12 protein-coding genes, 1 tRNA gene and 1 pseudogene are annotated in these 25,342 nt (G+C 65.7%); 1 reads left to right on the top strand and 13 read right to left on the bottom strand.

The features are described 5' to 3' along the window. Positions 1 to 54: 54 nt before the first annotated feature. The 5 genes from KK131_RS02875 to KK131_RS02895 all read right to left on the bottom strand — a co-directional run bounded on the left by KK131_RS02875 (position 55) and on the right by KK131_RS02895 (position 4,916). On the bottom strand, positions 55 to 681 hold the full coding sequence (locus tag KK131_RS02875) for a PilX N-terminal domain-containing pilus assembly protein (protein ID WP_214555156.1): 627 nt from the start codon (positions 679 to 681) through the stop codon (positions 55 to 57). Position 682: 1 nt separating this feature from the next. After that, complete coding sequence (locus KK131_RS02880; RefSeq protein WP_250887138.1) at positions 683 to 1,729, bottom strand: prepilin-type N-terminal cleavage/methylation domain-containing protein; 1,047 nt, start codon at positions 1,727 to 1,729, stop codon at positions 683 to 685. A gap of 11 nt (positions 1,730 to 1,740) precedes the next feature. Further along, entirely contained in the window at positions 1,741 to 2,238 is a 498-nt protein-coding gene (gene pilV, locus KK131_RS02885) for a type IV pilus modification protein PilV (protein WP_214555158.1), read from the bottom strand. Continuing rightward, on the bottom strand, positions 2,235 to 2,873 hold the full coding sequence (locus KK131_RS02890; RefSeq protein WP_214555159.1) for a GspH/FimT family pseudopilin: 639 nt from the start codon (positions 2,871 to 2,873) through the stop codon (positions 2,235 to 2,237). The genes pilV and KK131_RS02890 overlap by 4 nt, the downstream gene beginning before the upstream one ends. A 177-nt stretch (positions 2,874 to 3,050) precedes the next feature. After that, positions 3,051 to 4,916 carry a diguanylate cyclase gene (locus KK131_RS02895; RefSeq protein ID WP_345777238.1) on the bottom strand — a complete coding sequence of 622 codons (1,866 nt, stop codon included), beginning with the start codon at positions 4,914 to 4,916 and terminating at the stop codon, positions 3,051 to 3,053. A gap of 268 nt (positions 4,917 to 5,184) precedes the next feature. On the opposite strand from KK131_RS02895, the pseudogene KK131_RS17600 reads away from it, so the two are divergent. After that, positions 5,185 to 5,354 (top strand): annotated as a pseudogene (locus KK131_RS17600) (IS4 family transposase); the annotation flags it as partial. A gap of 230 nt (positions 5,355 to 5,584) precedes the next feature. On the opposite strand, the gene KK131_RS02905 reads toward KK131_RS17600, so the two are convergent. The 8 genes from KK131_RS02905 to KK131_RS02940 form a co-directional block, all read right to left on the bottom strand. Further along, a complete protein-coding gene (locus tag KK131_RS02905; protein ID WP_214555161.1) occupies positions 5,585 to 5,815 on the bottom strand; it encodes a hypothetical protein in 231 nt (76 codons plus the stop codon). A 487-nt stretch (positions 5,816 to 6,302) separates the two neighbouring features. Then, complete coding sequence (locus tag KK131_RS02910) at positions 6,303 to 6,599, bottom strand: hypothetical protein (RefSeq protein WP_214555162.1); 297 nt, start codon at positions 6,597 to 6,599, stop codon at positions 6,303 to 6,305. 1 nt (position 6,600) lies between these two features. Next, entirely contained in the window at positions 6,601 to 18,384 is an 11,784-nt protein-coding gene (locus tag KK131_RS02915; protein ID WP_214555164.1) for a hemagglutinin repeat-containing protein, read from the bottom strand. A gap of 88 nt (positions 18,385 to 18,472) precedes the next feature. Next, positions 18,473 to 20,134, bottom strand: coding sequence for a ShlB/FhaC/HecB family hemolysin secretion/activation protein (locus tag KK131_RS02920; RefSeq protein ID WP_214555166.1), 1,662 nt, complete (start codon positions 20,132 to 20,134; stop codon positions 18,473 to 18,475). Positions 20,135 to 20,510: 376 nt separating this feature from the next. Further along, positions 20,511 to 20,586: transfer RNA gene (locus KK131_RS02925), tRNA-Thr, on the bottom strand. Between the two features lie 88 nt (positions 20,587 to 20,674). Beyond that, complete coding sequence (gene ispH, locus KK131_RS02930) at positions 20,675 to 21,637, bottom strand: 4-hydroxy-3-methylbut-2-enyl diphosphate reductase (RefSeq protein WP_214555169.1); 963 nt, start codon at positions 21,635 to 21,637, stop codon at positions 20,675 to 20,677. Between the two features lie 85 nt (positions 21,638 to 21,722). Next, positions 21,723 to 22,223, bottom strand: a complete 501-nt coding sequence (lspA, locus tag KK131_RS02935; protein ID WP_214555170.1) for a signal peptidase II — start codon at positions 22,221 to 22,223, stop codon at positions 21,723 to 21,725. Positions 22,224 to 22,322: 99 nt separating this feature from the next. Beyond that, on the bottom strand, positions 22,323 to 25,286 hold the full coding sequence (locus KK131_RS02940; protein WP_214555171.1) for an isoleucine--tRNA ligase: 2,964 nt from the start codon (positions 25,284 to 25,286) through the stop codon (positions 22,323 to 22,325). Positions 25,287 to 25,342 lie beyond the last annotated feature (56 nt).

Below are 25,342 nucleotides of genomic sequence, written 5' to 3' on the forward strand. Positions count from 1 at the left end.
GTGGTGCGGCATGGGTCGTCCCATGCGATCTATCTGTTTGTCTGTGCTTGCCGATCAACGCTGCTTGATCGTCGCCTGCAGCGTGACCACGGCACGATCACCGACCACAGTGGGGTCACCGCTACGTGCGGTGATGCGGTAGTACACCGCCGTGGTGGATGTCCCCTGTGCACCGTAGTTCTGCGAGTTGGCGCTCTGGTTGAAGCCTGTGCTGGAGGTGGTATCCACCCAGTTGCCCATGTTCTCCACCACGTACTGCGGCTGGCCAGCGGCGACGCTGCCGACCGTGAACTGCCCTGCCGCGGTGCCGGTAGCCACCGTCTGGATCTTGCCGGCCGGGAATTGAGGATCGGTAAACGGATTGCCCAGGCACACCACGCTGGCGGCCTGGCAGTTGCGGGCGATGATGCCGGGATTGGTGCTGACCAGCGCTGCCGCCGCACGCATGGCCGCCTCGGTATTCTGGAAGGCGACCTGTCGGTCATACAGGTTGTTTGCCATCTTCTGCTGCATGATGGTGCCGCGCACCGCGGCCAGTCCGACCAGGGTGATCACCACCAACAGGATCAACGCTACCACCAGTGCCACACCACGCTGGCCGGTGCGGCGAAACCGTGGCAAGCCGCCTCGACGGAACGGCTGCGCCGCGAACGCGGACGAGGATGCAAGAACGCGGTTCATGTCAGTTCACCCGGTTGCGCACGGTGGTGGTGGCAGTGAAGGTACGTGTCAGCGGCTTGACGTCGGTGCCGGCGCGCTGGTCGGCGCTCTGCAGCGTCAGCGTGACCTGCACGGCATCGACCAAGGCCCAATTGGTGATCGAACTGGCAGGCAAGAACGAGGCGCTGCCCTTCGCGTGGTAGCGGATGGCCATGTCGTTGACGTCCCGCACCATTTCCTGCGCAGGCCCAAGGCCCACGTTTCCGCTGGTGGAATCAGTGGCTATCGCAACTCGATACAGGGAGCGCCCGCCCTTGACCGGGTTGTTACCGATGTACCAGTCAGCGGCGCCCAGCTTGGCGATCTGCGAGTTGTTGCCGAACTGGTAGAGATTGCCGTTGGTGCTGCTGCAGTCGCTGGGGTAGCCCAGGCCTTTCGAGCAGTTGCCCGGGCTGACCGTGTTGCCGGTGTTGTGCACGAAGGTGACGGTGTTGTTGTTGTAGTTGCTGATCTGCACCATCACCGCATGGTCGGGATCGCACACGATGACGATATCGCCGGACTGCAGGTCGGTGGTCTTGTCGTTGAGCTTGAAGTTCGCCGCTGGCTCCTTGTCCTCCGCCACGCTCAGGCCCGCGTCGATGGCACCGAGGATCTGCACGGAATCCGTGTTGGCGACCCGTTGTCCCTGGGCGGTGCCGAATATGCTTCCCGTCGCCGGATCGCCCTGGTTGCCGCTGTAGCCGCGCAGCGCATTGGCCCAGTTCGCCCACCAGTCGGTGCCGCTGTTGTTGAGCACGTTGGCCATGCGTCCATCGTTGTTGCAGGGGTTGAGTCCGGCATTGCGGATGTCTCGCGCCATCAACTCAAACGCGATACGCGAGCCGTCCTGCACGTCGCCCAGCGCCTGATTGGTGCGATAAGTGCGCTGGTTGGCCAGGAACACGCTGACCACGCCGCCGATGACGATCAAGCCCAGCAGCATCGCGACCATTAGCTCGATCAGGGTGAAGCCTGCCAGCAGCTTCATCGACTTGGGCAGGCGACGGGCTGCGCCACGACAGATCATGGGATGACTGCTCATAGCATGGCCCTGGTGACGATTTGCTGTTGGTTGGTGCCGCCTACGCCCGCCCTGCTGTCGTCGAACGTGATGGTGACGGTGCAGTCGGCGCTGGCCGTGCCGACGGCCGTACAGGCAATGCTGCCGGTGGTGCTGGCGACTGCGCCCAGGCTCTTGTTGCCGAGTCCCTGGCTGCACCACTGGTTGAGCTGGACGCTGGCCAGGGAACCACTTGCTGCGGGGCAGGCGTTGGCTGCAATCGGTGTGGGCGTGTTGTAGTCCCCGTTGCGGGCACCGCTGATGTCCGCCCGCATCGCATCGAGGATCGAGTAGCTCGCAACCGTGATCATGCTGCGCGCCATCGCGCTGTTGTTGGTGGAAAGCGACACGGCCTGCAGCGCGGCGATGCCCAGAAAGGCAATGGACAGCACCAGCACGGCGATAAGCACCTCGATCAGGCCCACGCCGGACTGCGCCGCGATGCGCGGCGTGACTGGAACGGAGCGGCGGATCATGGGCAGGCTCCCGAGCTGGTGGTGGTCACGAGGATCGAACCGGTCGTCATGGCGATCACGCGATGGTTGTCCTTGCTCATCTGGCTGGTGCAGACGTCGGCCACCGTACCGGTGTAGGAACCCGTGGTGCCGACTTTCTGCCCCAGGCCCTGCCCGCTGAAGCGGATCGCCGTCACGTCACCCTTCAACTGCACGGCCCCGGTGATGCCTGGCGTGGCCGCCAGCACCGGGCTGGCGGCGCCGCTGCTGGTCAGGGCATAGACCGCGCCGGTCTGGGTGGTGCAGGCACCGCCCAGCGTGTCGGAGGTGTTGGCGCTGGCCGAATTGCTGCACAGCTGGGTATTCGCATTGCGCTTGACCGCTTCCATCCGCGCCACGTGGATCGCGTTGACGATGTCGTTGGCGGCGGTGTTGAGCTTGTTGGAAAGCGTCAGCGACTTGAAGCTGGGTACCGCGATCATGATCAGCACCAGGGCCACGGCCATGGTGATCAGCAGTTCCACCAGGGTGAAGCCGCGCTCGCGCGGCTGCGCCGCGCCCCGTACTGATCCGCACTCCGGCGAGCGACCGCCGACATTTTTCGGCTTGCGCGCTCCGATCAACGAGACGCCTCGCTGACGCGACAGGACTTGCATGGAATTCTCCCTGATACCCCTGCAGCCACTGTACCTATCGGCCCCGGCCCGGCCAGTCTCCAGCCGACAAGCGGTAGCAATTGCCCGACAAGCGGCTGATGGCGGCGCGAAAAAGGTGACCGGGTTCACGCGCAGTCGGCCAGGGTGACGGCGATCGCATCCCGGCCACTCCGATCGCTACGGAGCGGCCTCGACCCGGTTCCTGCCGTTGTCCTTGGCGTGGTACAGCGCCGCGTCCGCGCGCCGCACGAGGGAAGCAGCACCCGTATCGGCGTGCCTCAACTGGGCGACGCCGAGACTGACCGATAGCTGCAGTTCGATGCCGGCGACCGTCGGCCGCGCGGCAGCCACGTTGGCGCGCAGGCGCTCGGCCACCTGCAGGCCACCCTCGATATCGGTATCGGGCAGCACGACCAGGAACTCTTCGCCGCCCATGCGACCGAGCCTATCGAACTGGCGCAGCGCACCCTGGCAGGCCTGGACGATCTGCTCCAGCACCTGGTCGCCAACCGGGTGACCATGGTTGTCGTTGACGCGCTTGAAGTGATCGATGTCGAGCATGATCACGGTCAGCCCGCGATGGGCACGGCGGGCCTCGTCGACGGCCATGCGCAGCATGTGTTCGATATGACGACGATTGGAGATGCCGGTCAGCGGGTCGGTGAGTGCCAGCCGGTGCAGGCGACGGCTCTGGCGCCATTGCCGCCATGCCAGCCAGAGCATCAGCAACAGCAGCACACCGGCGAGCAGGATGGCCAGGCGCTGCCAGCCGCGAACGCGCTCCAGCGCGGCCAGCTGCTGCTCCCTGAGCGCCTTGTCGGCAGCCAGCTTGCGGTTCTCCAACTCGCGCCGTTCGGTATCGAACTGGTAGCTCATCAGTGTGGTGATCTGGGTCTTGGCCATGCGCGCCAGCGCGGCATCGGCCTTCATCTTGAGCTTGAGATCGGCCAGCGCAGCGGCTGGCTTGCCCAACGCCTCCTGGTTCTTCGAACGCTCCTCGTAGAGCTCGGCCAGGTAACGCATGTTGTTGCTGTGCCTGACGTTCGCCTCGGCCATGTCGAACTCGCGCGCGGCCAGTTCGTGCTGGCCCAGACCCGCGTGGGCCTCGGCAGACTGCAGGGCCAGCATGCCGGTGTTGGACTTGTCCGAGACGGCCTGGAATTCCCTGGCGGCGTGATCCAGATGCTGCAGCGCCTCGGCATACTGCTGCCGGGCATTGCTGCTCTCCGCCAATGCCAGCAGGGCGGATCCCACGCTTTGCCGCGAACCGGTTTCACGCGCCAGCGCCAGGGCCTGCTGCAGTGGCGCGACCGCAGCCGCGGCATCGCCCCGTTCGGTCGCCAGAAACCCCAGTTGCAGGTTGACCACCATCTGTTCCTGCTTGTCCTGCTTGCGCTGCGCCGACGCCATCGACTGGCGCAGGTAGTCGCCGGCCTTGTCGTATTCGCCAAGTCGTCGATAGATGGTGGCGATGCTGATGAGGTTGGATTGTGCGGCCGTCGTATTGCCCACGGTTTCATAGAGGCGCTGCGCCTCCAGGAAATCGAACAGCGCCTTCGCCTGCTCGCCCAGCAACGACTGGGCACTGCCGCGCCAAGTCAGTCCGTCGGCGATCAGGCGGGCGTTCTCCAGGCGCCGGGCAATCCGGATGCCCTCCTCGTAAGCCGGCAGCGCGTCGCGTTCCGTGGTGACCCGGCCCTGGTAAAGGCCGCGGCAAATCTGGAAGTTGGCCTCCGCCTCCAGGTCGCCCGCCTGGCGGGCCTGTTCGATGCCGCGGCCCGCATAGGCGTAGCCGCCGTTGGCGTCGTTGTCGAACGCCAGGAAGCAGTACATGTATTCGTATCGGCGCTGCCGGTAGGCGTCATTGGACGGCAGCAGGGCACGCAGGCGGTCGAGGGCGTCGTCAACGGACGCCTGGCTGTTCAGAGCCACCTCGCCGTTGTCCAGTTGCCGGATGAGCTGGTCGAACGCCGCTGTGTCGCGCACCGCTGCCTGCGCCGCCGGTTCGGCGTGCGCGCACAGCGCCGTCGCCAACAGCAACACCAGCAAGCCAGGCAAACCACGAAATAGTCCGGACAACACGCCCCCAAGAAAGTCGATTCAGACTCTCCATGTCCGCACGGCGCAGGCCGTCGTCTCGTTATCGGCCGGGTCGCGAAAAAACTGAAGTGCGCCCCAAGAGCGGTGTCAGGGCTGAGGTTTCCCCACGAATCTTTTCAATCAATCAACATTGTTGCATGCATATTGAAGGAACAGCGAGTGCATGACGCGGTCATTTCTCACGGGTTACGAAGCCAGGTGCCGCCACGCCATGCGCGCGACCGAAGTATTGCAAAAGTGCCTTGGCGATGGACTGAAGAGAATGCATGCGCAGCGTGCCCGAACGCTGCTGCATGCCGTCGAAGCACTGACGCTCGGTCATCGCCTAACGCTAAAGGACTTGCCCCGCTCGTGGTCGGGGCCAAGCGCATTCGCATGCCATTCAACGTGCTCGATCACCTGTCGGCAATCGCCACCTGCAGCTGGCCACTCCCAACCATTTGCAAGCCACCCAACGCACGCGTCCCTCACGTTATAGATCGCTGAGGTCGTAGCCGGCGGCCACGGTGACGTGATCGCCACTGCCGGAAGTGTTCCTGACACCTTCTCTGAGCTTCAAATATAGCAAGGTGTCGCATGTGGAGTTCGAGCCGGCCATCATCTGACAAAAATTAAGGCTCAGGCAGCGCAAAGACCCAAACGCTATTGGAGACTTCATCTGCTGCAAAACATTTGCGCCTGCCATTAAAGGTGGCTTCCCATATTGGTAGATTCAATTCTCCATCATTATGATCGAGCACTGCTGCGTACTTTCCGGCAGCCCGTTCCCACTCTTTTGACCAAACGTTTTCTTGCTCGAAGTAGCGAGCAAGTTGCGCGTCACCAGCGATAACCCAATTCATAAATGTATTACCCCACAAGTGCTGCATTCAAAGCAGTCACCATTCGATACAATTGCGTTACCCCGACCATGTATGATCTTTTAATTTTACCCAAGTAGCCATTGTCTATAAACACGCAAAGGGGACGCAGCCAATTAATTCGGGGTGTGGCTACGCGAAGGTATAAGCGATGACGATCTGCTCGCCCTCCGCTTCCACCCTCACCAGCAGCGCGCCCCTGGCAGCTCTGCTCTCCAGGCCATGGTCGAACGTACTCTCGGCCGTCCCGCCCAGGTACACTCAAGGGGTAGCCCCCCGACTGACTCATGCGGCTTAATTAGCCGCGCCACTTTATTTCCCTTAATTAGCTGCACCTATTATTTTTCCTGCCTCATCGGACGTGCGCTTCCTGAGGGTGGACCGCTATAATGCCTGAGAGCGGGAATAGGACGAGATAACCTCTCGTTGCTCATTACTCACCATTATTCCTCATACTCTCTCTAGCGAACTACGATGAAGCCTTAATAACACGAAGGAGATCGCTAAGTTCCCATACCACATTATTGAATATAGGCAACAATTTCGGCCATTTAATATCGCCACGAACATATGTATTTTTTTCTTCATCAAAGTAATCGATAAAGCACTGCCCCCTTTCTCTCTCTACACGCAGTAAGCCAATGTCCGATTTTACTTCTGCAACAAAATCACCAAAGCTTTCCTCGTTATAACGAATTATCCGCACATCAAGTGGCTCTACCCCAGACTTATTGAACTGCTCCATCAAAAAAGAGTTTGGAATCATGTCATTTTCCTTTGGCCGGAGGGGTTAGTCGCATACCGTCGCTGGAAACCGCATATCCTTTTTGCCTCATATATTCTATTTCTCGAGCATAGTAGGACCCGGGTCGGGCCGATTGCGCGGGTGTCGCCAATATTACGGCGTCTCCCCTATCTATAGTCCTATCTAAAAACCTAGTATTTGACGCCCACCGCTGATCTTCTGACATTGTATTCCATACACTATCCGGAATTTGATAGCGCCTTGCTCCAATGTCATCTGACATCGTCACGTATTCAGGGTAGTGACCCAGAACAGTCTCTCCTGTATTTCGCTTGGCTGGAGCCAAGATATTGGCAACCTTTTCACCATCCGCGGCCACGTCAAGCGATTTACCAGCACTGGCAGCCAGCCCCTCGCCGGGTACGGCCCCGATGATCGCTGCCGCTGCTGCCGTGCCATCTTGGTCGCGGATCGCCACGCCCAACTGTCCGAAGGGCCCGAGTGCACCGGCTCTGAACATAGGATACAGCGTGGCTAACTGCGCGTAGGTATGCACTTCGTCGGTCGTTAAACCTTGACCGGTTGCCACCTTACGCTCCAGAGACTCCATGGTGCCCTGATCGCGGAGGGTGTTGGCCATGTCCTTGTAGCCAGACAAGTTGACCTGACTGCCGTGTTGCGCAGGGGTCTCATAACTGCCGATGAAACCCGTTACGACACTCGGTACAAGATCACTGAGTATGCCGTTCCATTGCGTGTGGAACTCGCCATCGTAATACTGGCCGTTGATCGTGGAATCAGCACGTTCGGCAGACGTTGCTGAGAAGTAGCCGTTTTGCTTCGCCCAATCAGGAGTGTTGTTAGCCAGCCATTGTTTGGCATCATTGTCGTCCGGCCCCAGCTTGGCGGACCATGCATCGTCCACCTGACGCAAGCTCTGCTTGATCAGTATGGTTTCGGCATCGCGCTCGCTGACCCCGGGATGTTCGCCCGCATACTTGGCTGCAAGCTCGCCCGTGATCAGCTTGATTTCGTTCGGGTGCAGCTGACGATTAAATGCATCACCGGTAAGTGCGGTACTTGCGCCGGCGCCACCGCCTGCGGCGCCACCGATGGCTGCGCTGGCCAACTGCATATACGTCTTGCCTTCAGGGCTGTACGGATCAATGCCCTGATCACCCAAGTACCTTTCCATGGCTCCACTTGCGGCCTGGCTTGAGCCGCCACCCAGAGCGCCCTGCAAAGCGTTTCCACCCCCCAGGGCGGCCGTCGCGGCACTGACCAATCCATGGAGAATGATCTTGTCGGATCCGCCTTCACTCCATCTATCCAACCGTTGCTTAGCATCAGCCTCAGCAGCAGTATCACCAGCGTCCCGGGCTTCTGCTAGATCCGCTGCGGCCTGGGTTTGCTTGTAGCTGGCGATATCACCGGCTGCGCGCATGCCGACCTGCCCGGCCACATTGCCCAGTTCCTGCTGCTCGGTCACCTTCTGCTGATCGAAGATCGGCTTGAGGCCGGCGGCGCCGATATCCGGCGCACGATCCAGCCCACTGAGATCGGTCCCCGGGTTGTCGCGAGTGATGATCGTGCCCTGAGCGATGCCCGCCTGGGTCGTGCTGCTCTTGTCGCCGAACTGCGGCACGCCAATGCTTGGTGAGGCACTGGTGCCGCCACTGCCGGAGCCCACGCTGATGCCAGCGCTCATCGCGCTATAGCTGGCGCTGTTCTTCAGATCGCTGAAGCTCAAGGTGCCGGTGTCGAGCAGGTTCAGGGACGGATTGGCCGTACTGGCGATTACCGCACCAGTGAGGTCGGTGTGGCCGCCCACGTGCACTTGGAAGCCGCCGTTGCCGGCACCGATGCCGCTGACCTGATCCACGCTCGTGTAACTGCTGTCGACCATGCCGGCACTGGCGTGCACTTCGCTGCCGGAGCCGTAGACATAGGTGCCGCCGGCCTGCCAGGAGTGACTGGCGTAGTCGTTGGTGGTCTGCTGGCTGGCTATCGACAGGTTGCCGCCGATATCGGCGAGTACGGTGTTGCCCTTGGCCTGCGCGCCCTCGATGGTGGCATCGGTGCCGGCCAGCAGGCTCAGCGTGTCGCTGGCGGTGACGCTGCTGTTGGCATAGCTGGTGCCGTTGCCGTGGGTCACGCCTTTGCCGCCGTCGGCGGTGGCGTAGAAGCCGGTCTGGCTGCCGATGCTGATGCCCAGTTCGCCGCGTGCGTTGGCGCTGTGGTCGCTCTGCGTATGCTGCTCGGCCTGGCTGAGCAGGTTGAGGTCGTGGCTGGCGGTCAGCGCGACGTCGACGCCATTGACTTGGCTGCCGATCACGTTGAGGTCGCCGTTCGTCGCGGCGATGGGGACGTCGCCGTTGCTGCGGATGTGGCTGGCGTAGCTGATGTCATCGTGGGTGTCGCTGTGCGCCGAGGCGCTGCTGGCGCCGATGCCGATGCGCAGGCTGACGCCGCTGGAGTTCGCAGCACTTTGGGCGCCACCGCCACTGCCAACACTGCCTACACCCGCGCTCCCGCCTCTGTAGGCATCGCGCGCGCCATACGCCGCCTGTGCCGCGTACAAGGCCTTCAACCGTTTGTCGCTGACCTGCCCGGCGCGTTGGCCTGAGGCGTAGGCCTGCTCCGCCGCGGTCGCCGCGCCGCCGGTGAGGCCGGCCATGATGCCGCCGGTGTGCAGCGACTGGGTCTGGTGGCTGTCGGCGGTGCCGACGGCGGCATCGATGGTGACGTTCTGGCCGACGATCGCGGTGCCGGTCTGGCTGAGCACGTCGCTGCCGGTGATGTGCACGCCCTGCCCGGCGCTCAGCGTGACGACGCCGTCCGTGCTGCCGACCAGGCTGCCGGTGGGCGTAGTGTCGGTCTCGCTGGCGGTCTGCGTGGCCTTGGCCACGCCGAACATGCCGTGCAGGCCGCTGCGCTGCGCGCCGTAGGTGTTGACCGCGAGGCTGTGGTCTTCCGTGTGGGTGTTGTCGGCGGTGCCGACGGTGAGATCGTGGCCGGCGGCCAGCACCACGTCGCGAGTGCCGGCGATCTGCGCGGCCTGCGTGGTCAGGTCGTGGCCGGCGGCCACGCTGACGTGGTCGCCGCTGAGCACGCTGCCGACGGCGACGGTGTCGCTGCTGCTGTCCTGCTGCACCTTGTGGGTGCGGGTGAACAGGTCGCCCTTGGAGGTACCCACCAGCACGCCCAGGCCACCGCCACGCTTGGTGGTGCCGCGGTCGTGCGCCTCGCTGTGGGAATCCTGCGCCGCACCGAGCAGCACGTCGTGGCCGGCGCTGAGTCCGATGTCCTGCGTGGCGCTGACCTGCGCGCCCTGGGTGGTCAGGTCGTGGCCGGCGCCCAGCGTGATGTTGCTGCCGCTGATGGCGGTGCCGACGGCGTAGGTATCGCTGCTGGCGTCGTGAGTGGTCGTGGTGCTGCTGGAGAGCAGGCCGCTATGGGTGCGGGTGGTGTCCCTGCTGGCGGTGTGGTTCCCCTGTCCGGCATCAAGGGTGAGATCGTGGCCGGCGCCCAGGACCACCGCGCCCTGGGCGCTGCCGATCGTGGCAGCGGTGGCGGCAAGGTCGCGGCCGGCGCTGACGACGACACCGTTGGCACCGCTCAGCGTGCTGCCTTGCAGGGTTTCGTCGCGATGGCTCTCGCTGACCGCAGTGTGGCCTTCGGCGGCATGGGTCAGGCTGGAAGCCACGTCGGTTACGGTGTCCAGGGTGAGATCGCGCCCCGCGCCGACCGCCAGGGTATTACCTGCATCCAGTTGCGCGCCCTGACTGGTCAGGTCACGGCCGGCGACCACGGTGAGGTTGCCGGCCGCCGTGACGCTGCTGACCGTGTTCGTGGTGGTATCGGCGTGATCGTAGTGCGGCCCTTCCGTGTGCACTGTATGACCGATCGCCGCGAGGCTCAGGTCGCGACCGGCCAGCAGTTGGGCGCCCTTGCCGGCAGAGATGGCGGTGGCCGTGGCAGTGAGGTCGCGGCCGGCGGCCAGGCTGAGGTTGCTGCCGGCGGTTACCGGTGCGGTGTCGAGATTGAGGTCGCGACCGGTGCTGATCGCCAGATTGCCGCCCGCGCCGATGCTGCCCGGCTGCAGGTTGCCCAGTGCCACCGCACTCACCGGCCCGCTCAGCCCCGTGAGGTCGACCGCGCCGAGCGCGACGGCGGCGTCGATACCGCTGCGCACGTCGTTGCCGGCCACCAGGCTGACGTTGCCGCCCGCGCCGAGCGTGCCGCCATTGAGGACGTCCTGCGCGGCACTGACGCTGAGGTTGTTGCCGGCACTCAGCTTGCCGCTGTTGAGCAGGTTGGCGGCGGTGAGCTGCGCGTTGTCGCTGGCGGCGATGGTGCCGTTGTTGGTGATGTCGCCGCTGGCGGTGAGGATCACGTTCTTGCCGGCGATGGTGGCCCCGCCGGCGGCCAGCGCCCTGGCATGCGCTGCCGACAGGTACACCACCGGCACCAGCACCTGCTGGCCGTCCACCGTGGCGCCGACCAGCCACACCATGTCCTGGGTGAGGTTGGCCATCTGCTCGGGCGTCAATGCAATGCCCACGCTGAGATCGAACTGCCGGGCTACCTGCACGCCAGCGTCCATCAGCGTGCGGTACTGCGCGAGCGCATGGGTGTTGTCGTCGAGGAAGCGGCGGCCGGTGAGCGAGGCGATCTGGTCGAGTACCGTGCGCTGTTCGTAGAAACCGTCGCCCAGCCGCTTGCGCATGTCGGACGGATCGATCGCCAGCTGGTCCATCATGTAGTCGCTGCTGATGAACTGGCTGTACCGGGTGAAGCGCGGGTCGGTCTCGACCAGGTACGGGCTGCCGGGATTGGTCTGCACGGTGTACAGGCCCGACTGCGGCAACGTGACGGTGGGATGGCCGCCGCTCAGCGCGGAAACCACCTGCGGTGGCGGCGCGTTGGTGGCGGACGGCGTGCCGGGCGTGCCGGCAGCAACCGATGATCCGGCCCCCGCGACGGGTGCCGGGCCGCCGGACCCTCCGGCGCGGCCGGCCGGCAATCCCAGTGCGGTGCCGCCGACGGCGACCGGCGTACCGTCGATCGCGATGTCGCCCACGCCAGCGGCCGAACCGCCCACGTTGCCCACGGGGCCTGCGTTGCTGCCGCTCACCGCCTGGCTGCCGCCGTTCTGGCCCAGCCCGATCACCGCGTGTACCGGCTGACCGTCCGCGCCGACCACGGTGTTGTCGATGGTGTGCGCCGTGATGCTGACGGTGTTGCCGGCGGTGATGTATGCCGGTGCGCTTTCGCCTCCGGGGAGGGTGATCCACGAGGGCGCCTGGCCGGAAGCCAGCGAGAGGGTCAGCAGCGCCGAGAGATCGGGACCGGTGCCCTGCGGGTTGTAGGTTTCGTAACTGGAAGGGACCCAGCAACGACTCCCGCCGTTGATCGGCGCACACAGGGCATCGTCGTGCGACTCACCCTCGAACCGTACCTGCAGTTCCGCACTGCGTTGCACGGAAGCCGTCGGCGCCCAGGCGATGTTCTCCACCGTTTCGCCGCCGATGGTGCCGCTGGATACCCCACCGCTCTGCGGCTGCCCGTTGATGACGAGGTCGTGTCCGGCGGCGAGCGTGGACTTGTCGTTGCGCACCGATCCGTTGAGGCTGATGTCGCCACCGGCAAGCAGGCGGCTCTGTGCACTGGTCCGCACCAGCCGCTCCACCGACACCACCGTATCGGTGAGCAGCATCTGGAAAGTGGTGGCGCTGCCCTGGCCATAGGGGTAGCCGATGCAGCGATAGTGGTCGTTGTTGCGGCTACCGCAATAAGCATCGGCGACGGTGATTTCCGGTGCATCGACGACCTGACTGGCATCCAGGTAAGGTGGCTTGTGGGTCGGATCGGTATCGTCGTAGCGGTAACGGACCAGAGGCGCCTCGTTCAACGTGTTCTGCGCCTGCTCGGTCGCGTCGAGGTTGTAGGTCGATGTCTGGAATACCCGCCGCTCGTTGGTGAACTTCGTAGCCGCCAGCGTGACGTTGCCATCGGCCTCCATGTCCCCGGAGCGGTTGATCACCGCGGCGCTGCGACCGCCACTGGCATTCGCGCCGATGCGCAGATCGCCCAGGGTGAAGATCGTGGCGTCGCGATTGAGCAGGGTGCCGCCGACGAACAGGTCGATACCGCTGGTAGCGGCGATCAGCGCGTTTTGGTAGGCGGCGTTGTCGGTGGCGGTCCTCAAATCGCTGCCGTTGGTGAGGTTGCCCGCGGTGACGCCGATGCTCCCGCCGATGACCGTGCCGGTATTGCTGAGATTGGCGGCCTTGAGGGTGATCGCGTCGCCTTCGATGCGTCCCGCGTTGGCCAAGCCGCTGCGAGCGATCAGCGTGGTGCCTGCGCTGTCGATGTCGGCACCGGCCGCGTTGTCGATGCTGGACGCGGTGACGCTGAGGTTGCGCACAGCGGTGAGCGTGGCACCGGTCGGGTTCGTGAAGTCGCCGCCCAGGCTGAGCGTGAGGTCGCGGTTGGCCTTGAGCGTGTTGCCGTTGCCGTTGGCATAGTCGCCCGACAAGGCGAGCGTGAGGTCCTGCCCGGCCACCGCACGACCCACGCCGGTGAAACTGGCCAGGGTGAGATTGACGTTGCCACCCGCCGCGATGGCGCCACCGCCGTTGTCGATCGACTGCAGGCCGAGACCGAGATTGCCGCCGGCACCGAGGTTGCCACCGGCATTGGCGAGATGCGCGTCGGCATTGCTCCATGCCAGGTTGGCCGCTGCGTACAGCGTGCCCGCCGCATTGTTCATGCCGCCCAGACCAAGCGTAAGGCTCTGTCCCGCCACCACGTGACCGGACTGGCTGTTGTCCAGGCTGGTCGCGTCGAGCGTGGCGTTGCCCTGGCCGCCCAGCGTGCCGCCCCGATTGACGATGCTGCCGCCAGTGCCGACCGTGCTGGCGCCATGCCCTGCATTGGCAACCCGGCCACCGGTGTTGTCGATGTTGCCGGCGCTCACTGCCAGCGTGGCCGCGCTGTCGCCGGCACCGGCCTCGATCCGCCCGCTGCGGTTGCTGAGCGACGAGATCGCCGAAACATTCAGCGCCGACATCGCCTGCAACGCGCCGCCATCGTTGACGAGCGTGCCTTGGCTGGCCACCGTCAGCGCACTGCCGGCGTAGATCTGTCCGGCATTGCGCAGGCTGCCGGCGTGCACGGTCACCACGCCATTGCTGCCGAGGAAACCGCCGATGCCGCCGGCTGCGGCATTCGTCAACGCCCCGGCGGTGGCTACGCTCAGCGCCTGGCTGCCGGTTCCTTTGAGATAGCCGCCCGTGTTGTCCAGCGTGCCGGCACTTACCGTCATGCCGCTGGAGGCCTCCACGGTACCGCCGACGTTGCTCAGCACCTGGTTCAGGCCGAGACCGATGCGAGCCGCGGCAAACGTGCCGTGGCCGTTGTCCATCGACGCGGCATGCACGGTGGCGTCGCCGGCCATGCCGAAGCTGCCGCCGACGTTGCGCAACACACCGCCGGACTGGATCGCCAGCGCGCCGTTGCCGGCGACCTGGCCGCCGCTGTTGGTGAGGTCGCCGTTGGTGGAAAGGCTGAGGGTGCCGCTACCGGCATGCTTGATCGCACCGTCGCCGTTGTCCAGCGAAGCGGCGCTGATCGTGAGGTTGTCAGCATTGCCGGCCAGCGTGCCGTGCGCATTGTCGAGCGTGCCCGCGAACGACAGCGCAAGGTCGCTGTTGCCGTTCTGCGTGAGCGTACCGTAGCGGTTGTCCAGGCTCGTGACCTGCAGCGCCAGCACCTGTGCCGCGATCCTGCCGCCCTGGGCAGCACTGGCGCCACCATTGAGCAGCGCACCCGGCGTGGCAAGAGTCAGCATGCCGTTCACCGCCAGGTCGCCCCCCTGGTTGGACACGTTGCCCTGGGTTGCCGTGAGCGTGGCATCGCCACCCGCGCGGGTCTGGCTGCCGGACAGGTCGATCGCGCCGCCATGGAATACGAGATCGCCACCGGCCAACGCACGTCCATTCGAGGCGAGGATGCCATCGGTGCCGACACACAGCGTACCGGTCGTTCCCAGTGAGCCATTGCCCTGCAGGCCGGCTGCCAACGTGCCGGTTCCCGTCAGGCTTCCCGCCGTGATCGTGGCGTCGCCGGCCGCGGCCAGGGTGCCGGCATTGGCGAACGCACCACTCACGTTCCACGCCGAATCGCCGCCCGCATAGACCGTGCCGCTGGAGCCGGCATTGCCCTGCACGGCTACCTGCATCACCGCGTCGCTGCGCAGGCTGCCGTTATTGGTCAGGCCGCTGGATGCCAGGCTCAGATCCTGCGCGCCGTAGATCGCACCCGCGTTGTCCAGCTTGCCGCCCAGCTGCAAGCTGGTCCGCTGGCTTCCGTAGAGCGTGCCGCTTGCCTGGTTGGCGACGGCGCCCGCAGCATCGACGTCGAGGTTGCCGCCAGACTGGATCACGCCCGCGTTGCCGAGCAGCATCGCCGTGTCGGCGCTGATGTCGCCCGCGGCGAGCAATTGACCTGCGGCCTCGTTGGTGAGGCTCTGGTTGCCGCTGACAGCAAGCGTAGTGCCCGCCTGGACCCTGCCGCTGTTGTCCAGGGTGACTGCCTGCAGTGTGGTGGCGGTGCCGCTTTGGGTCTGGCCGCTATTGTGCAGATCGGTACCGGCCATGGTCAGGGCCTGACCGCTGACCGCCTGCCCGAGATTGATCAGCCGGACGGACCCGGTGAGTCGCATGTTGCCGGTGGCACTGAGCGCGCCCTGGTTGGTCAGCGTGGTGCCGCCCATCGTCAGGCCGCCCTGGTCCGCCTGGATGGTGCCGCTGTTGCTGGCGTCACCCCGGGCGTCAAGGCTCATGCCCTGACCGGCCTCGAGCAGGCCCGCGTTCGCCAGACTGTCCGCCGCGATCGTCACGTCCTGACTGCCGTAGATGTCGCCCTGCGCGCTGGACGTAAAGGCACCCATCGATTGGACGTCCAGACGGCCATCGACCGCATAGAGCTTGCCGCGATTGGCGAACGTGCCGCCGCTGACGAGGTACAGATCCTGCTGCGCCTGGATCGCCCCGGAACTGCCTGCGTCTCCTGTGCTGTCCAGCAACAGCGAGCCGCCGCTGCGCAGGATGCCGCTGTTGCCCGTACTACCCGCAGCGATGACAACCGCATGCGCGCCATAGGCAAGACCATCGTTGACCAGCGCATGCGCGAGATCGAGATTCAGGTCATGGCCGGCATAGACCGTCGCGCCCGCCGCGTTGACGAGCGACGTGGCCTGGTCGAGCGTGAGATCGCTACCGGCCTGCAGCAGGCCGGCGTTGCTCGCCTCGCCCGTGTTGTTCACGGTCAGCGCGCCGTCGGCGAGCAGCATGCCCGTAGCGGCATTGCCGAGATCGCCGCCGCCGATCACGGCACTCCCCTTCGCATGCAGGTTGCCCGCGTTGTCGATCGCGATGGCTGACAACGCCAGATCGGTACCGCTCTGTATCTGGCCGCTTGCGCTGTTCTCGAAGCCGCCGGCGGACAACGTGGTGGCCTGACCGCTGACCAGCATGCCGCTGTTGCGGGCGGCGCCGGTCACCTGCGCCCGCACGTTGCGCTGGGCGCTGAGCGTGCCGCCGCTGTCCAGCGAACCGGCCGTCAGGGCGATGCTGCCCTGGTCGGCCTGGACGTAGCCCGAGTTGGCGAGCGCGCCACTCACGGTCAGAGCGGCGTCCTGCCTCGCTTCGATGGCACCGGCATTGAACAGCGATGCCGCCTTCAGCGCGATGCTGTCGCTGCCGTAGATATCGCCGCCGGCCTGATTGGTGAACGCGCCACCGACGGTCGCCGTCCAGCCGCCGCCCAGCGCATACAGCTTGCCGGCGTTGGCCAGCGTGCCGACGCTGGTCAGGCCGAGTTGCCCACCCGCCTGCACGATTCCCGCCGTGTCCAGGCTTGCACCGCTCAGGCTCACGTCACCATTGGCGACCGCCTGCCCATGAACGGCCAGCTCCTCGACTGCGCTGAGACTGATGTTGTGTGCGGCAGAAGCGTCGCCGGTGTGGGTCAGCCGGCCACCGCTGACGAGGGCAAGATCACTACCATCCGCCTGCAACGTACCGGTGTTGACCAGGTCGCCCGCACTCGTGAGGCGCACGGCCTGTTTCGCCTCGACCGCTCCAGCGTTGGCGAGCGATGTCGCATCCAGCGCCAGGTCGCCGCCGGCGTAGAGATCGCCCAATGCCGTGTTGGTGAACGCGCCGGAGAGCCGGGCCTGCCAGTTGCCGCCCAGCGCGTAAAGCGCGCCGCTGTTGTTCAGGCTGCCGCCATCGATCGCAAGCACGGTGCCGGCCTGGACGGTGCCGGCCGTGGTCAGCCGTGGCGCACTCAGGATCACCGCTGTGCCGGCCACCAGGGTGCCAGTGCTGCTCAGCGATGTTCTGCCGGCGAGTGTGATGTCACCACCCGCATCCAGATCACCGCGACTGTCCAGCGTATTGGCAGCGAAGTTGAGATGGCCGCGATCGGCTTGCACGCTGCCGAGGTTGATGGCCTGCCCCCTCACTTGAACGTCAACGCTTTGCGCGGACTCCAGGGCACCGGCGTTGTTCAGCAATGCGGCGCTGAGGTCGACCGCTCCATTGGCCAGGATGCTGCCGCCTGACGCATTGCTCAGCGCACCGCCCGCGTGCAGCACGAGTCCGCCACCTTGTGCCTGGATCTTGCCGCCGTTGCCCAGCTGGCCGGACGCGCTCAACATCATCGAGCTGCCGCTGTAGAGCGTGCCGGCATTGGCGATGTCGGCAGCGACGACGCTCACCGTACCGCCTGCCGCCAGCGTGCCGGCGTTGCTCACGGCCTGCGTGCTGCGCAGCGAGAGGTTGCCGGTGGCGCTGGTCTTGCCGGAGAGCACCACGTCGCCCGCGCTGGTGAGCGTGAGGCTGCCGTCCTGCGCGGCGATCTGCCCTTCGCTGTTGATGCCCAGGCCGGCTTCGGTGCCGACCAGGCGGATGGCACCGGCGTACATGCCGCCCACCGCGGACACGTCCAGCGCGACCGCCGGCTGGGCATCCGTCGGGGCAAGGGCCTGCGTGGCCAGCGATGCCGCGTTCACCCGGTTGGCGCCGGTGACCATGTTGAGCTGGCGCGCCCAGACGCCGGCGTTCACGCTTACCGCGCGGGCGATCAGGTCGACGCGGTCGACGTCGCTCGCTCCCAGGCCAGCCCCGCTTACGGTGAGGTGACCACCGGTGACGCGATAGCCGCCGAGCCCGCCGCTGGCGTCCAGCAGTGGCGTACCCGTGACGAGCGTGACGTGCGGCGTATTGATGAAGCTGCAGCCGGTGCAGTCGATGCCGTTCGGATTGGCCACCACCACATCGGCCGCATGACCGGCTACCTCGATCGCGCCGCCAAGTCTGCTTGGGGCGGTCGACGTGACCTCGTTGAGGATGAGTCGCGCCGATGAGCCATTCGACAGATTGGGGTTGCCTGCGACATAGCCGGCCAGCTGGGTGTTGCTGATCGCGCCGCTGTTGTTGAGGATCAAGCCCTGGCTCGTGACGTCGAACTGCTGGTAGCGGTTATGCGAAAGCCCGGCGGCATTGGGCGCAGCGATGTTCACCAGCGGCACGCCGTTCGGCGCCTGCATGGTCGAGGTGCTCGTGCTGCCATCGCCTCGCACCGGCGGGGGCGCCGTCTGCGCATGGACGTTGGGCAGGCCCAAAGCCAGGCTGAGTGCGGCCCACAAAGCCTTCTGGCGAAGCCCCTGCGCGACGGTGCGCGACGCGCGGCCGGAATACGAGTTGCGAAGCGTACGCAGGTGGGTATCCATCATGACGTCGATCCCTGGTTTACCGAGGCAATCCCTGTGACTAGCCGAACACCCTGCGTCTCTGCCTCGACGGACGCGGGGCGGTGAAGCATCAGTACGAATAAATCCACTGCATGCCGGCAGCGGGGCGCCGGGTACCGAAGCCGGACGGCGCCTGCAGCGCCCAGCCGGCGAACAGATCCCAGCTGAGGCCCCAACGGCTGCCACGCACGCCGAGCACGGCGCCGCTGACGACGTGACGGGTGATGCCCGGGGTCGGCGTGCCGCCGGCGCGACCCACGTCCACGCCGCCATACAACGCCACACCGCTGCGGCCGATCGGCCAGCCCAGCGTGTTGCGCCAATACGCGCCGTGCGGGCCGCCGAGCGTACGCTCGCCGTCGAAGCCGCGAACGGTGTAGCGCCCGGCCACGGTGATGTAGTCCTCGACATAGACCTGATCGCCGGTGCCCTGCACGTGCAGCTCGCTGGTCCACAGCCACGGTTGCGCACCGATACGGAACGGCAGGCCGAGGCTGGCGTCCAGCGTGGCGATGCCGGCGCGGAAGGTCGGACCGCCGTTCACGCTCGCCGTCCAGTCGCCGTCGAACCACGGCATGTTGCGGCGATAGGCCAGGCGCAGGTCGAGTTGCGCCTGACCCAGATAGCGCCGATGCACGAGGGCAAGCTCGATCGAGCGAGTCTGCCGCCGTTGCACATCGATCTCCACGCCATCCACGTAACTGTGCGCCTGGCGCCCGCTGAGCGTGAACTGCACCGAGGTCTTGCTAACTGCATCGCGATGCACCAGACGCGAAACACTCATGCTGCTGGTGCGCGAGCGCCCTGTGAAGCCGAAGGTCTGCAGCGAACCGGTCACCGGCTGGCGGTAGCCGTAGGCGTTGGTCGACGCGCTGAAGATCCAGTCGCCCCAGGGCGCGCTGTAGCTGAAGTTCGACCCCCGCGTATCGTGCTCCGGACCATCGCGCCCCACCGCATGGGTGACACCAGCGACGAACACGTCGTTGATGCCAAGCGGATGGTCCAGAACAAGGTTCACGCCACCTTGCTCGCGCCCGGTGGCATTGGAGCCGCTGTCGTCGTAGTTGAGAGTCACGTGCCACGGCGTGCCGCGCCGGACGGTGAGTACGAGATCGGAAGTACCCGGCTCGCGCCCGGGCGCGATATCGATCTTCACGTCCTGCGAGGACAGTCGCTTCATCTGCTCCAGCCCCTGCTCGATCGCGCGCAGGTCGAGAAGGTCGCCGGGACGCAACGGCAGCGCATTGCGCCATGCGATAGGGTCGGAACCCGGTGCGAAGCGCACGCGTCCGACCAAGCCAGGCACCAGCAGCAGACGCAGATGTCCGTGCGAGAGATTCTGTTCGGGTGTCGCCAGACGCGTCGTGACGTAGCCACGCGCAAGAAGCAGGTCCGATGCGCGATGGACGACAAGCGCCAGCCCCTGCCGCCCCACGCATCGTCCGGTGTAACGGTCCAGATAGCGTTGCAGGAAACCGAACGCCTCGTGGCGCGGCCCTTCCAGACTCAATGCACGCAGCGTGAAGCAGGGACTTTCCTGCGGCAATGCGATGGCGCGAAAACCCTTGGCCATGACGGGTTGCAACCGCACGTCGGGAGCATGCTGCATCTGCTCGCGCTGTTGCGCGGCGCGTGCGGCGCGCTCGCGTTGTTCCTGGGTCTGTGCGGGCGTTTGCTGGGCCTGAGCCCAGGCTGTCGAACCGAGGCCAAGCACGCAAGCGATGATGCGCACCCGGTGAAGCAAGAAACCACAGGACCGGGTTCCTGACATAACCAAAACCCACTCTCCCTGTTAAGCCAGGGCACCAGCAGCAGAGCCCCGAGCGTCCTTGTTTAATTGCATGGCAAGCACCTGCTGCCAGGATTCAACCTATCATGTCGGCCAAAACCGATCTGTAGGAATATTCCTAAATATCCCCGCTCATTCGCCTCGAACGCCAGACGCATCTCCGTTTGCGACGTCACCCTGGCGTTGTACGCGTCGTGCGGGAGACCTTGCGATCGTGCGCACCTGGAACGATGCCACCTCACAACCGATCTTCCCGCTTTCGAAAACAGCGAAGCCCCGGAAAGCATGAGCTGACCGGAGCTTCGAATAGTGCAGAAACTGGTGCCGGAAATAGGAATCGAACCTACGACCTACGCATTACGAATGCGCCGCTCTACCAACTGAGCTATTCCGGCGGAAGAGCCGGCGATTTTACGGGGAGGGGCGTGGCGGTGCAAGGGCGGGCCGGCAGCCCCGGCCTGTGGGGTGCCACCCGCCCACTGCTCAGAGGCTGGCGGAGCTGCTGCTGCCGACAACGCGCAATTCCTTCGGCAGGGCGAAGGTGATGTTTTCCGGTTCGCCGTCCAGCTCGCGCACGTCGCCGGCACCCCACGACTGCAGGCGGGCGATCACGTCGCGCACCAGCTTTTCCGGAGCCGAAGCGCCGGCGGTGAGGCCGATGCGGTTGACGCCATCGAGCCAGCTGCGCTCGATGTGCTCGGCGCCGTCGATCAGGAACGAGCGCACGCCCTGCTTCCCGGCCAGCTCGCGCAGGCGGTTGGAGTTGGAGCTGTTGACCGAGCCGACCACCAGCATCAGGTCGACCGCATCGGCGAGCCGGCGCACGGCGTCCTGGCGGTTCTGCGTGGCGTAGCAGATGTCGTCCTTGCGCGGACCCTCGATGTCGGGGAACTTCGCGCGCAACGCCTCGATGATCGCCTTGGTATCGTCCACCGACAGCGTGGTCTGGGTAACGTAGGACAGCTCGTGCGGGAATGCCGGCGCCAGCGTGGCGACGTTCTCCAGCGATTCGACCAGCAGGATCTCGCCGCTGTTGGCCGGGTTCCACTGGCCCATCGTGCCCTCGACTTCCGGATGGCCGGCGTGGCCGATCAGCACCACGCTGCGGCCGATGCGGCCCAGTCGCGCCACCTCCATATGCACCTTGGTGACCAGCGGACAAGTAGCGTCGAAGACCTTGAGATGGCGCTGCTCGGCCTCCTCGCGCACCGCCTGCGACACGCCGTGGGCGCTGAAGATCACGGTGGCGCCGTCGGGCACTTCATGCAGCTCCTCGACGAACACCGCACCGTCGGCACGCAGCTTGTCGACCACGTAACGGTTGTGCACCACCTCGTGCCGCACGTAGATCGGTGCGCCGTAGGATTCCAGCGCACGCTCGACGATGGCGATGGCGCGGTCGACGCCGGCGCAGAAGCCGCGGGGATTGGCGAGCAGGATGTCCATTGACTTCTCGGGAGTGGGTGATGAGGAGCGAGAACGAGCAAAGGCAGCCACTCGCTTCTCACTCCTGATTTTTCTCGCTCCTCAATTATCGCACGCTGTCCCCGGACCTGCCGGTGAACAGGCCGAACGCGATCAGCATCACGGCGCCGACGGTGATGCCGCAATCGGCGATGTTGAACACCGGGTAGCTCCACTGGCGAAAGTACACGTGGATGAAGTCGGTGACCTGGGCCGCGTGCAGGCGGTCGATCAGATTGCCGATCGCACCGCCCACGATCAGCGCCAGCGGCAGCGCGGTACGCCAGTCGCGCCGCGGCGTGCGCCGCAGCCAGCCCATCAGCACGGCGCTGATCGCCACCGCCAGCAACACGAAGAACCAGCGCTGCCAGCCGGCGCCGTCGGCCAGGAAGCTGAACGCGGCGCCGGTATTGAAGGCCAGCGTCCAGTTCAGGAAACCCGGAATCACCGGATGCGGCACGCCCACCGGCTGCAGCGCGTGTAGCGCCCACCACTTGCTGAGTTGGTCGAGCACGATGACGGTGGCGGACAGCCACAACCAGGAGAGTGCGTTGGGTTTCGGGGTCATGAAGCACAGGGACTCGGTGATGAAAAATTTCGGTCGTCGGGATTCCAGAAAGCCGGCGGGCAGGGCCTGCCGGCTCCTGGCGGTCCATGAGCTATCCGGTCAGAACCAGCGGCGATCCTCGCCCGGCCCCTCGACGTTGCCGACACAGCGACCGCACAGTTCGGGGTGGTCGGCGTGGCTGCCCACGTCGTCGCGGCGGTGCCAGCAGCGCACGCACTTGGCGGCGCCGCTCACGTCGGCGCGAACCCAGGCTCCGGCGCCGTCCAGCTCCACCTTCACCGCATCGTCCGCGCGCGGCGTCGATGGCGCCAGGGCGAAGTCGGAGGTGATGAAGAAGAAGCGCAGTTCGTCGGCGACCTCGGCGTAGCGCGACTGCACCGCGGCGTCGGCATGGACCACCAGCTTCGCTTCCAGCGCCGCGCCGATCCGCTCGGCCTTGCGCATGCCTTCGAGCACGCGCGAAGCGCTGTCGCGGATCGCCAGCAAGTCGGCCCACCAGCGCCGCTGTTCCGGCGAGTTCTGGGTGGCGGCCAGGCCGCCGTACCAGGTTTCGAACAGCACGCTGTCGCCGCGCTCGCCCGGCATGGCCTGCCAGATTTCCTCGGCGGTGAAGCTGAGGATCGGCGCCAGCCAGCGCACCAGCGCTTCGGCGATGCGGTACATCGCGCTCTGCGCGCTGCGCCGGCCGCGGCTGTCGGTCGGCATGGTGTAGAGCCGGTCCTTGGTGATGTCCAGGTACAGCGCGCCCAGTTCGTTGGTGCAGAAGTTCTGGATGCGCGCCACCACTTCGGGGTAGTCGTAACGCTCGTACGCGGCGGTGACCGCCTGCTGCACGTCGTACGCCTGCTGCACGGCCCACTGGTCCAGCAGCAGGCTGTCTTCCACCGGGACCAGATGCCTTGCCGGATCGAAGCCGTCCAGGTTGCCGAGCAGGAACTTCGCGGTATTGCGGATGCGCCGGTAAGTGTCGGAGACGCGCTTGAGGATCTCGTCGGAGACGGTCATCTCGTTGCGGTAGTCGGCCGAGGCCACCCACAGCCGCAGCACGTCAGCGCCCAGCGTGTCCATCACCTTCTGCGGCGCCACCACGTTGCCCAGCGACTTGGACATCTTGCGGCCGTTCGCGTCCACCGCGAAACCGTGCGTGAGCACTTCGTCGTAGGGCGCGCGGCCGTGGATCGCCGACGAGGTCAGCAGCGACGACTGGAACCAGCCGCGATGCTGGTCGGAGCCTTCCAGGTACATCACCTTGCAGTGCGACGCCGTGCCCTGCTGCAGTTCCGGGCGCTGGCCGATCACCGCGTAGTGCGTCACGCCGGAATCGAACCAGACGTCGAGCACGTCGGTGACTTTCTCGTAGTCGTTCGCGTCGGCGCCGAGCAGCTCGGCCGCGTCCAGCGCGAACCATGCGTCGATGCCGCCCTGCTCCACCTTCTGCGCGACCTGCTCCAGCAACGCGACCGAATCCGGGTGCGGCTCCTGCGTGGCCTTGTGCACGAACAGCGCGATCGGCACGCCCCAGGTGCGCTGGCGGCTGATGCACCAGTCCGGGCGGCCGGCCACCATCCCGGCGATGCGCTCCTCGCCCCAGCCCGGCACCCAGCGCACGTTCCTGATCGAGGTGAGTGCCGTCTCGCGCAGCTGCGCCTGCTCCATCGAGATGAACCACTGCGGCGTGGTGCGGTAGATCACCGGCGTCTTGTGCCGCCAGCAGTTCGGGTAGCTGTGCTCGATCTTCGCGAACGCCAGCAGCACGCCGCGCTGGCGCAGCAGGTCGACGATGGCGTCGTTCGCCTTCCAGATATGCATGCCGCCCAGGCCGAGGCCATCGGCAACGGGAGTGTCGATGCGATAGGTGCCGCGCGGCTCGATGTAGTTGAGCAGGCCGATGCCGTATTCGCGCGCCACCACGAAATCCTCGACGCCGTGGTCGGGCGAGGTGTGCACCGCGCCGGTGCCGTCCTCGGCGCTGACGTGCTCGCCGAGGATCACCGGCACCTCGCGCGGGTAGAACGGATGGTGCAGTTTCAGGCCTTCCAGCGCCCTGCCCGACGCACGGCCGAGTACGCGGCTCCCCTCTCCCCCCGGGAGAGGGGCTGGGGGTGAGGGTTCGGTGGAACCGGAATGATTCGCTCCGCCCGTACCCTCATCCGCCCTCCGGGCACCTTCTCCCACAGGGAGAAGGGAATAGCGTGCAGTGACCTTGTCGACCAGCGCAGCGGCGATCACCAGCAGCACGCGCCTGCCGTTCCGCGACGGGCCTTCGATCAGCGCGTATTCCAGATCGGCGCCGAGCGACACCGCCTGGCTTTCCGGCAGGGTCCACGGCGTGGTGGTCCAGATCGGGATGGCGGCGATGGCATCGCCGGCGTCCACGCCGAACTTCGCCAGCAGCGCGTTCGGCTCGACCGCGTCGTACGCCACGTCGACCGCAGGCGAAACCTTGTCGCCGTATTCGATCTCCGCCTCGGCCAGCGCCGAGGCGCAGTCGAAGCACCAGTACACCGGCTTGGCGCCGCGCACCACGTGGCCGTTGGAAACGATGCGCGCCAGTGCGCGCAGCATGTCGGCCTCGAAGCGGAAATCCATCGAGCGATACGGGTGGTCCCAGTCGCCGAGCACGCCGAGCCGCTTGAAGTCGGCGCGCTGGGTGTCGACCTGCTCGGTCGCGTACTCGCGGCACTTCTGCCGGAATGCGGCGGCGTCGAGCTTGTCGCCCGGCTTGCCGTACTTCTTCTCCACCGCTATCTCGATCGGCAGGCCGTGGCAGTCCCAGCCCGGCACGTACGGCGCGCGATGGCCGGCCAGCAGCTTGGACTTGACCACGATGTCCTTGAGGATCTTGTTGACCGCGTGGCCGATGTGGATCGGGCCGTTCGCGTACGGCGGACCGTCGTGCAGCACGAACACGCTGTCGCGATCGGCGGTTTTCTGCTGGATCTGCGCGTAGCGATCGACCCGGGCCCACTCCGCCAGCCAGCCCGGCTCGCGCTTCGGCAAGTCGCCGCGCATGGGGAACGCCGTCTGCGGCAGGTTGATCGTGCTTTTGTAATCGTGGGTCATTGCGTGGATGCCGTCACTGAGCTGTTGCCGCCCGCCGGATGGCAGGCAAAGAAGGG

The organism is Rhodanobacter sp. LX-99, assembly GCF_018599185.1.
Classification (GTDB): Bacteria; Pseudomonadota; Gammaproteobacteria; order Xanthomonadales; family Rhodanobacteraceae; genus Rhodanobacter.